The organism is Streptomyces antimicrobicus, from assembly GCF_020532625.1.
Classification (GTDB): domain Bacteria; phylum Actinomycetota; class Actinomycetes; order Streptomycetales; family Streptomycetaceae; genus Streptomyces; species Streptomyces antimicrobicus.
Window position 1 is genome coordinate 1 of the sequence record NZ_JAJAUY010000185.1, and the last position, 9,932, is coordinate 9,932.

Here is a 9,932-nt window from a genome sequence, read left to right on the forward strand (position 1 = left end):
ACCGGCACCCTGCGCCTGCGCGCCGCCGCGGTCCGTACGGAGCCCGGCCCGGGCCCGACCCCGCTGCCCCGCCTGGTGGTCCTGGTCGACGACCTCGACGCGCTGGTCGCCCCGGCGCTCGGCAGCACCGGCCGGCCCGCCGCCGGCTCCGTCGTGCGCGCCCTGGAGGCCGTGGCCCGTGACGGCGCCCGGCTCGGCGTCCACCTGGTGGTGGGCAGTGCCCGCCCGGACCGCACCGCCGACACCGAGCTGTCCCGGATCGGCCCGCTGCGGGTCGAGCTGGCCGCCCCCGACCAGCCGGGGCCCGGCCGGGCCGTGCTGCGCCACCCCGACGGCCGGCTGGTGCCGTTCCAGGCCGGGCGGGTGACCGGGCGGATTCCCCGGACCGCCACCCAGAGGCCCACTGTCGTGCCGCTGGAGTGGGACCGGATGGGCGATCCGCCCGCCCGGCGTCCGGTCCGCGAGCTGGGCAACGGCCCGACCGACCTCGCCCTGCTGGCCAGCGCCCTGGAGCGGGCCTCCCACCTGGTCTCCGCGATACCCGTGCCGTTCCCGCCCGCCCCCTGAGTCCCGCCCGACACGCCGTCCCCGGTGGCATCCGGGCCGTGACGCGGTATTGCGGCTGGCCGCCGGGTCGGCGTAGACCTTGTGGCACGCGACACACCACGGGTATCGGGGGCACAGCCATGCGCACGCAACGTACCGGTCGGAAGACTCGCACCTGGGCGGCGCTCGCCGCGGTGGGCGCCCTGGCGCTCACGGCCTGCGGCGGCGGGGACGGGAAGGGCTCGGAGGCGGACCCGCCGGCCGGCGGCTCGGCCACGCCGAAGAGGAGCGTGGAATTACCGCAGCTCGCCGGCGAGCGGCTGGAAGTCGCCGCCGTGTGGACCGGGCCGGAGCAGGAGAACTTCACCAAGGTCCTCAAGGAGTTCGAGAAGCGGACCGGCGCCACGGTCACGTTCGTCCCGGCGCAGGACCCGATCGTCACCTTCCTCGGGACGAAGGTCGCCGGCGGACAGCCGCCGGACGTGGCCCTCCTGCCGCAGGTCGGCGCGCTGACCGCGGCCGTGCAGAACAAGTGGGCGCAGCCCCTCGGCCCGGAGGCCCGGGCGCAGCTCGACAAGAACTACTCCAAGGGCTGGAAGGACCTCGGCGCGGTCGGCGGCACCCAGTACGGCGTCTACTACAAGGCCGCCAACAAGTCGCTGATCTGGTACAACGCCAAGGCCTTCCAGACGGCGGGCGCCCAGGTCCCCAAGACCTGGAAGGACTTCCTGACCACCGCCGACACCCTGTCCGCCTCCGGCGTACCGGCCGTGTCGGTCGGCGGCGCGGACGGCTGGACGCTCACCGACTGGTTCGAGAACGTCTACCTCTCCCAGGCCGGCCCCGAGATGTACGACAAGCTGGCCAAGCACGAGATCAAGTGGACGGACGCCAGCGTCGGGGAGGCCCTGCGCACCCTCGCCTCGCTGTTCGGGCGCAAGGACTTCCTGGCGGGCGGCCAGAGCGGCGCGCTGGCCACCGAGTTCCCGAAGTCGGTGACGCAGACGTTCACCGGGGGCGACCAGCCGGCCGCCGCGATGGTCTTCGAGGGCGACTTCGTGGCCGTCAACATCGCCCAGACCGAGGCCAAGATCGGCACCGACGCCCTGGTCTTCCCGTTCCCGGCCGTCGGCGAGAAGCCTCCGGTGGTCTCCGGCGGTGACGTGGCCGTCGCGCTCAAGCCGTCCAAGGGCGCGCAGGCCCTGCTGACGTTCCTGGCCTCGCCGGACGCCGCCGAGATCCAGGCCGCGCAGGGCGGGTTCGTCTCCCCCAACAAGGCCGTCGACCTCGCCGCGTACCCCAACGACATCCAGCGCGGCATCGCCAGGTCGCTGATCGCCGCGGGCGACGACTTCCGCTTCGACATGTCCGACCAGGCACCGGCGGCCTTCGGCGGCACCCCCGGCGCGGGCGAGTGGAAGGCGCTGCAGGACTTCCTGGCGAACCCCTCCGACGTCGCCGGGGTCCAGGCCCGCCTGGAGGCCGACGCGGCCAAGGCCTACGGGCACTAGGCGTGGCCGGCGTGACGAGGGCCGGCGCCACCGCGCGCTCGCGCGAGCGGTGGCGCGGCCGGGCCGTGGCCGCGGCGTTCCTGCTGCCCGCGCTGGTGCTGCTCGGGGCGCTGGTGGTGCATCCCATCGGCTACTCGCTCTACCGCAGCTTCTTCGACCGCTCCGGCGACGCCTTCGTCGGGGTGGCCAACTACCGGGAGATCTTCGCGGACGACACCATCCGCACCGCCCTGCGCAACACGGCGGTGTGGGTGGTGCTGGCGCCCACCACGGCGACCGTCCTCGGCCTGATCTTCGCCGTCCTGACCGAACGGGTCCGCTGGGGCACGGCGTTCAAGCTCGTGGTCTTCATGCCGATGGCGATCTCCATGCTGGCGGCGGGCATCATCTTCCGGCTGGTCTACGAGGCCGACCCCGACCGGGGCGTGGCCAACGCCGTCTGGGTGGGGGTGCACGACACCTTCGCGGAGGCCTCGGCGTTCCCCAAGGCCCGGCCCGGCCGGGACTCGCCGCTGGTGGCGGCTGGCGGCGGCGCGTACGTGACGAAGGAGCCGGTCCGGGCGGGGGTCCCGGTGCTGCTGCCGCTGGTCGGCGTGGCCCAGGACGCCCTGCCGGACGGTACGGGGCCGGCCGCGGCGGCGCCCGCCGAGCCGGGCAAGGTCACCGGCACCACCTGGCAGGACTTCACCCGGGGCGGGGGCGGGCGGACCAACGCGGTCGACCCGACCGAGTCGGCGTACCGGGGCATGCGGATCGAGGCAGTGCGCGACGGCAAGGTGGTGGAGCGCACGACGGCCCGCGGAGACGGCACGTTCACGCTGTCCGCCAAGGCCGACGGGGCGGTGCTGCGGCTGCCGGCGGAGAACTTCCGTGAGGCGTACGCGGGCGTGGACTGGCTGGGTCCGGTCCTGGTCACCCCGGCGGTCATCGGCGCCTACGTGTGGATGTGGGCGGGCTTCGCGATGGTGCTGATCGGCGCGGGGCTGGCCGCCGTACCCCGGGAGCTGCTGGAGGCGGCCCGGGTGGACGGCGCCGGCGAGTGGCAGGTGTTCCGCCGGATCACCGTGCCGCTGCTGGCGCCGGTGCTGGCCGTCGTGCTGGTGACGCTGGTGATCAACGTGATGAAGATCTTCGACCTGGTCTTCGTCATCGCGCCCGGTTCGGTGCAGGACGACGCCAACGTGCTGGCGCTCCAGCTGTACCGGACCTCGTTCGGCACGGACGCCGACCAGGGCCTGGGCAGTGCCATCGCCGTGCTGCTGCTGGTGCTGGTGGTGCCGGTGATGCTCTACAACATCCGCCGGATACGCCGGGAGGGACGCCGATGACCACCGCCATGCCCTCGCCCACCCCCGCTCCCTCACCCCCGCCCGCCTCCGCGGCGGCCACCACCGCGGCCACGGGCCCCCGGCCGCGGAAGGCCTCCGCCCGGCTGGCCGCCCGCGCCGCGGGCGGGGCGGTGCGGGTGTTCCTGGTGCTGGCCGGGCTGTTCTGGCTGCTGCCGACCTTCGGCCTGCTGATCTCCTCGTTCCTGTCCCCGGCCGACCTGAACAAGGCCGGCTGGTGGCAGGCCCTGACGGCACCGGCCCGCCTCACCGGCGACAACTACGCCCGCCTGCTGGAGAACGAGACGATCACCGGCTCCCTGCTGAGCACGGTGGCGATCACCGTCCCGGCGACCGTGCTGGTCCTCGTCGTGGGCGCGCTCGCCGGATACGCCTTCGCCTGGCTGGAGTTCCCCGGCCGCGACTGGCTGTTCCTCGTGGTGGTCGGGCTGCTCGTCGTACCCGTCCAGGTGGCGCTGATCCCGGTCTCCGAACTCTTCGGCACGATCGGCCTGTTCGAGACGACCGCCGGAGTGGTCCTCTTCCACACCGCCTTCGGCCTGCCGTTCGCCGTCTTCCTGCTGCGCAACTTCTTCGCGGAGATCCCGCGCGAGCTGCTGGAGGCGGCCCGGCTCGACGGCGCGGGCGAACTGCGGCTGTTCGCCCGCGTGGTGCTGCCGCTGGGCGGTCCGGCGATCGCCTCGCTCGGCATCTTCCAGTTCCTGTGGGTGTGGAACGACATGCTGGTGGCGCTGGTGTTCGCCGATTCCGCGCATCCGCCGATCACGGTGGCCCTCCAGCAGCAGGTCCGGCAGTTCGGCAACAACATCGACGTACTGGCGCCGGGCGCGTTCCTCTCCATGGTGGTCCCGCTGGTCGTGTTCTTCGCGTTCCAGCGGCAGTTCGTCTCGGGGGTGATGGCGGGCGCGGTGAAGTGAGGGCGACGGCGCCGCCCCGGACAGGGCGCGACGGCAGTGCGTCGCGCACCGCGCGACGACGTCCGCCGCGACACGCCGCGATGACGCTCCGTAACCCGAATGCCACACTCGGCGTAACCCGTTGATCGTCACATCGGTTCCCGGGCAACATGCCCGCGCCGACCCCTGGATGTGCCGTGCCCCGGTTCAGCGTCATCGTGCCCGCGTACAAGGTTCAGGCGTACCTGCAGGAGAGTCTGGACTCCGTCCTGTCGCAGTCGTTCACGGACCTGGAAGTCATCGCGGTCGACGACGCCTCCGCCGACGGCTGCGGCGCGATCGTCGACGCGTACGCGGCCAAGGACCCCCGGGTCACCGCCGTGCACCTGCCGCACAACGTCGGCCTGGGCCCGGCCCGCAACGCCGGGCTGGACCGGGCCGTCGGCGACTACGTGCTCTTCCTCGACGGCGACGACACCTTCGCGCCCGGCGCGCTCCAGGCGATCGCGGACCGGCTCAAGGCGACCGGCTCCCCGGACGTCCTCGTCCACGACTACGCCCGCGCGTTCTGGACCGGCGAGGTGGTGCGCAACCGGCTCTCGCACCGGCTGGCCGAGGACGGTCCGGCCAGCTTCCGGCTGGCCGACCGCCCCTCGCTCCTGGGCATGCTGATGGTGGTGTGGAACAAGGCCTACCGGCGCGAGTTCGTCGAGCGCGAGGGCCTGCGCTTCGCGCCCGGCTTCTACGAGGACGTCGCCTGGACGTATCCGGCACTGCTGACGGCGGAGTCGGTGGCCGTCCTGGACCGGGTGTGCGTGCACTACCGCCAGCGCCGCACCGGTTCCATCCTGACCACGACGACCCGCCGGCACCTGGACGTCCTCGACCAGTACGAGCGGCTGTTCGGCTTCCTCGCCGAGCGGCCCGAGCTCCAGCGCTGGCGGCCGACGATGCACCGGCGGATGGCCGAGCACTTCTGCGCCCTGTACGCCGACCGGCGCCGGCTGCCGCGGTCGTGCCGGGCGGAGTTCTTCCGCCGGGCCGCCGCGCTGCTGCGCACGCACCGGGCCAAGGGGTCGGTCCCGCTCTCCCTCTCGCGCACCGCCCGGCTGCGGCACGCCCTGATGCGCCTCGGCCTGCGCCGCACCTACCGGACGCTGTCGGTGCTGCGCGCCGCGGGCCTGGCCGCCGGCCGGGCCGGCGCGGGCCTGGGGCACGGGCTGCGCGAGGCGGCGCTGCGGCTGTACTACCGGCTCCAGCGCATGCTGCCGCTGCGCCCGGAGCTGGCCGTCTTCAGCGCGTACTGGCACGGCGGCTACGCCTGCAACCCGGCCGCGATCGAGGCGAAGCTGCGGGAGCTCGCCCCGCGGATGCGCACGGCCTGGATCTGCGACCCGGCGCACCGCGCCACCCTGCCGCCCGCGACGACCCCGCTGCGGCCCGGCTCGGCGGCGTACTACCGGGCGCTGGCCCGGGCGACGTACCTGGTCACCAACGTCAACGTCGACCGCGCGCTGGTCAAGCGCCCCGGGCAGGTGCTGGTGCAGACCCAGCACGGCACCCCGCTCAAGCGGGTCGGCCTGGACCTCCAGGACCGCCCGGCGGCCAGCCCCACCGCGGACTTCGCGGGCCTGCTGCGCGGCGCCGACCAGTGGGACTACCTGGTGTCGGCCAACCGGCACTCCACGCTGGTGTGGGAGAAGGCGGTCCCGGCCTCGTACACGACGCTGGAGTACGGCTACCCGCGCAACGACGTCTTCCACCACGCCGATGCCGAGCGGGTGCGGGAGGTGCGCGAGCGCCTCGGCGTGCCCGCCGGCACCACCGCGATCCTGTACGCCCCCACGCACCGCGACTACCGGCGCAGCCGGCCCGCGCACCTGGACTTCGAGCGGGTGCTGCGCGACCTCGGGCCGCGGTTCGTGGTGCTGGCCCGGGGCCACCTGACGTACGGGCCGGGGCCGTTGGCTCCGGACCGGCACCCGCGGCTGATCGACGTCTCGGCGTACCCGTCGGTCGAGGAGCTGTGCCTGGCGGCGGACGCGCTGGTGACGGACTACTCGTCGCTGATGTTCGACTACGCCGCCCTGGACCGGCCGATCGTCATCCACGCCGACGACTGGGAGGCGTACGAGGCCGCCCGGGGCACGTACTTCGACCTGCGGGCCTTCCCGCCCGGGGCGGTCGCGCGCACCCAGGACGAGCTGGTGGACATCTTCACCACCGGCCACTGGCAGGGCTCGCGCTCGGCGCAGCTGAGGGCGGCGTTCCGGGCCCGGTTCTGCGCGCTGGACGACGGGTACGCGGCGGAGCGGGTGGTCCGGCACGTCTTCCTGGGCCAGACCTCGGGACTGCCGCCGTTCGTCCCGCTGGAGGAGCGCCGGCCCGCCCCGGCGGCCTCGTCGCCGGCTGCGGTCGCGGAGCCGCTGGCGCGGCTGGGGGCGGGGTTGTGGCCGTAGGGGCGGGGGGCCGGGCCGGGCCGGTCGGTCGCCGCGGGGCAGGCGGGTCAGGCGCAGGCGGTCAGCTCTCAGGCGGCTGACCGGGCGGCGCCGAGGCCCGCCACGACCGAGCGGGCGAGCTCGTCCAGATAGGCGGCGGGGGTGGTGTCGCGGACGACCACCTGGCGCCAGTACAGCGGGCCGATGGCCAGGTCGAGGGCGTGGTCGGGGTCGGTGCCCGCGGGCAGTTCGCCGCGGGAGACGGCCTCGGCGACGATGCCCTCGGCCATCCGGCGCTGCCCGTCCAGCAGCGCGCCGCGCACCGCGTCGGCGATCTCGGGGTTGCGGGAGGCCTCCACCAGCAGGTCCGGGATGACCGCGGACGCCACCGGGTGGCGAAGGAGGTGGGACATGACCTCCAGCAGCGCGCGGACGTCCCCGTAGAGCGAGCCGGTGGCCGGCACCGGCAGTCCGTCGACGGCGAACGCGCCGATCAGGTCCAGCACCAGGTGCAGCTTGGACTTCCAGCGCCGGTAGACGGCCGTCTTGCCGACCCCGGCCCGGCGGGCGATCCCCTCGATCGACATCCGCGAGAAGCCGACGGCCGCGAGTTCCGCGAGCACGGCCGCGCGGATGGCGTCGGTCACGTCCTCGCGCAGCACGGCGGCCCCGGCCGGGGCGCGGCGGGGGGCGGCGGCCTGGGCGGCGGGAGCGGTCGGGGCGGCGGACGGTGTGGCGGACGGTGTGGCGGCAGGGTCCGTGGTCATGCACAGAGCATAGCCGGGACGCCACCCCTCCTCCGTAGCGACGAAACGGTTGCGTTCCGACGTCCGGCGCCCTACGCTCACCGTAGCGACGATACGGACCCGTCCCGACGAAAGCCGGGGACGGAACACGACCGACGGAAAGCGACCCCGTGACCACCACGACCACCCGGACCGCGCCCGCGGCGGCACCCCCACCACCGGACCTCGCCCCCGCCGAGCTCGCGGCCCTGCACGGCCTGACCGTCAGCGGGGCCCGCCCCTCCCTCCCCGCGTACGTCCGGCAGCTGTGGGGCCGGCGCCACTTCGTGACGGCCTTCGCGACGGCCCGCATGTCGGCGCAGTACAGCACGGCCAAGCTGGGCCAGGTCTGGCACCTGGTCACCCCGCTGCTGAACGCGCTCGTCTACTACTTCATCTTCGGGATCGTCATGAAGGCGAGCCACGGGGTCGCCGACTACATCCCGTTCCTGCTCACCGGCGTCTTCGTCTGGGACTTCATCGGCAGCTCGATCAACAGCGGCACCCGGTCCATCCACTCCAACATCGGCCTGGTCCGCGCCCTGCACTTCCCCCGGGCCAGCCTGCCCATCTCCACCGTCGTCCAGCTCTTCCAGCAGCTGCTGGTGACCATGGGGGCGCTGGCGGTCCTGCTGCTGGCCTTCGGCCAGATGCCCCGCCCGTCCTGGCTCCTGGCGGTGCCGACACTGCTGCTGACGGCGGTGTTCGCGGCCGGGTGCGCCATGGTCATGGCGCGCATCGGCAGCAGCATGCCGGACGTCAGCCAGCTGATGCCCTTCGTGCTGCGGACCTGGATGTACTCCTCGGGCGTCATGTGGAGCATCGACTCGATGCTCGCCAAGGACGCGTTCCCGCACTGGGTGACACTCGCCCTCAAGTGCAACCCGGCCGCCGTCTTCATCGACCTGATGCGCTTCTCGCTCATCGACAGCTTCCCCGCCCACGCCCTGCCGCCGCACGTCTGGGCGATCGCGGTCGGCTGGGCCCTGCTCGCCGGGGTCGGCGGGTTCGTCTACTTCTGGAAGGCCGAGGAGGCGTACGGCCGTGGCTGACACGCGCGTTCCCACCGTCATCGCGGACGACGTCCACGTCGTCTACAAGGTCCACGGCGGCGGCAAGGGCCGCGGCAGCGCCACCGCCGCCCTCAGCCGCATCCTGCGCGGCGGCAAGGCCGAGAAGGGCGTGCGCGAGGTGCACGCCGTGCGCGGCGTGAGCTTCACCGCGTACAAGGGCGAAGCCATCGGCCTCATCGGCACCAACGGCTCGGGCAAGTCCACCCTGCTCAAGGCCATCGCGGGCCTCCAGCCGGTCGCCTCGGGCAAGGTGTACTCGCACGGCCAGCCGTCCCTGCTCGGCGTGAACGCCGCCCTGATGAACGACCTCACCGGCGAACGCAACGTCATCCTCGGCGGCCTCGCGATGGGCATGACCAAGCAGCAGATCCGCGAGCGCTACCAGGACATCGTCGACTTCTCGGGCATCAACGAGAAGGGCGACTTCATCTCCCTGCCCATGCGCACGTACTCCTCCGGCATGGGCGCCCGGCTGCGCTTCTCCATCGCCGCGGCCAAGGACCACGACGTCCTGATGATCGACGAGGCCCTCGCCACGGGCGACGCGGCCTTCCAGAAGCGCAGCCAGAAGCGCATCGAGGAACTCCGCGCCACGGCGGGCACGGTCTTCCTGGTCAGCCACAGCATCGGCACGGTCCGCGAGACCTGCGACCGCGCCATCTGGCTGGAACGCGGCGAACTCCGCATGGACGGCCCGGTCAAGGAGGTCTGCGACGCCTACGAGTCCTTCAGCGGCTGAGCCCCGCGACGGCGACGAACGAGGCCGCCAGGCCGAGGTGGGCCACGCCTGGCGCGGGTGCGCCGCGGCCACGGCTGCGGCGCACCCCAGCCAACCTGTTCGCGGAGCCGGGGGCCGGTCGGGTCAGGGGACGTACCACTGCTGGGACTTGGCGCCCGCGACGCACGTGACGACCGTCAGTTGCTTGCCGGCGCCGTTGTCGGTCAGGCAGCCGCCCTGGAAGTGGATGTCCTTGATGAGGTACGCGCTGGAGCCCGCGATGCGCTCCAGGTTCCACCAGACGCCCCCGCCGCCGCCCAGCTCGACCTTCACCGTCTCGCCGAACTGGGTCAGGGCCATGCCCAGGTAGGGCCCGCTCGGGGAGCAGGCGCGGAACGACTCGTAGCTGGAGCGCTCGTACACCCAGCCCAGCGACGTCGTGCCGCCCATGACGACCTTGGTGCCGGCGGCCGTGCTGTTGGAGGCCAGGCCCACCTTCAGGCCGTCGCCGACGTTGGTGATCGCGCCCCACACCCCGCCGCCGCAACCGGCGGGCGGCTGGCTGCCCCCGCCGCCGGGGTTCGTCGGGGTGCTGCCGCCGCTGGTCGGCGGCTTCTGC

Annotated in this window: 8 protein-coding genes and 1 pseudogene; 7 read left to right on the forward strand and 2 right to left on the reverse strand. The window is 73.5% G+C overall.

Features of this window, described 5'->3' with window-relative positions; genetic code table 11:
• The 5 genes and pseudogenes from LG632_RS27980 to LG632_RS28000 form a co-directional block, all read left to right on the forward strand.
• Nucleotides 1-567, forward strand: a pseudogene (locus LG632_RS27980) (FHA domain-containing protein); the annotation flags it as partial.
• A gap of 119 nt (nucleotides 568-686) precedes the next feature.
• The gene (locus LG632_RS27985) at nucleotides 687-2,057 is read left to right on the forward strand and encodes an ABC transporter substrate-binding protein (protein ID WP_226730406.1); all 1,371 of its coding nucleotides are present in this window, start codon (nucleotides 687-689) and stop codon (nucleotides 2,055-2,057) included.
• Nucleotides 2,058-2,059: 2 nt separating this feature from the next.
• Complete coding sequence (locus tag LG632_RS27990; RefSeq protein WP_374203613.1) at nucleotides 2,060-3,385, forward strand: carbohydrate ABC transporter permease; 1,326 nt, start codon at nucleotides 2,060-2,062, stop codon at nucleotides 3,383-3,385.
• Between the two features lie 8 nt (nucleotides 3,386-3,393).
• Complete coding sequence (locus LG632_RS27995) at nucleotides 3,394-4,320, forward strand: carbohydrate ABC transporter permease (protein ID WP_374203614.1); 927 nt, start codon at nucleotides 3,394-3,396, stop codon at nucleotides 4,318-4,320.
• Between the two features lie 176 nt (nucleotides 4,321-4,496).
• A complete protein-coding gene (locus LG632_RS28000) occupies nucleotides 4,497-6,758 on the forward strand; it encodes a bifunctional glycosyltransferase/CDP-glycerol:glycerophosphate glycerophosphotransferase (protein WP_226730410.1) in 2,262 nt (753 codons plus the stop codon).
• 68 nt (nucleotides 6,759-6,826) lie between these two features.
• Here LG632_RS28000 and LG632_RS28005 read toward each other — a convergent pair whose 3' ends face one another.
• Nucleotides 6,827-7,504, reverse strand: coding sequence for a TetR/AcrR family transcriptional regulator (locus tag LG632_RS28005; protein WP_226730412.1), 678 nt, complete (start codon nucleotides 7,502-7,504; stop codon nucleotides 6,827-6,829).
• Nucleotides 7,505-7,653: 149 nt separating this feature from the next.
• Between LG632_RS28005 and LG632_RS28010 the strand changes: the two genes are divergently transcribed.
• A complete protein-coding gene (locus LG632_RS28010; RefSeq protein ID WP_226730414.1) occupies nucleotides 7,654-8,574 on the forward strand; it encodes an ABC transporter permease in 921 nt (306 codons plus the stop codon).
• Nucleotides 8,567-9,334 carry an ABC transporter ATP-binding protein gene (locus LG632_RS28015; protein ID WP_226730415.1) on the forward strand — a complete coding sequence of 256 codons (768 nt, stop codon included), beginning with the start codon at nucleotides 8,567-8,569 and terminating at the stop codon, nucleotides 9,332-9,334. Before LG632_RS28010 ends, LG632_RS28015 begins: the two co-directional genes overlap by 8 nt.
• A gap of 123 nt (nucleotides 9,335-9,457) precedes the next feature.
• Here the strand turns inward: LG632_RS28015 and LG632_RS28020 are convergent.
• A partial coding sequence (locus LG632_RS28020) for a hypothetical protein (protein WP_226730416.1) occupies nucleotides 9,458-9,932 on the reverse strand: 475 nt, incomplete at its 5' end.

Bases quoted from the DNA above. Each gene is read 5' to 3' on its own strand.
- LG632_RS27985 (WP_226730406.1), top strand. From the start codon at position 687: ATGCGCACGCAACGTACCGGTCGGAAGACTCGCACCTGGGCGGCGCTC.
- LG632_RS27995 (WP_374203614.1), top strand. From the start codon at position 3,394: ATGCCCTCGCCCACCCCCGCTCCCTCACCCCCGCCCGCCTCCGCGGCG.
- LG632_RS28005 (WP_226730412.1), bottom strand. From the start codon at position 7,504: ATGACCACGGACCCTGCCGCCACACCGTCCGCCACACCGTCCGCCGCC.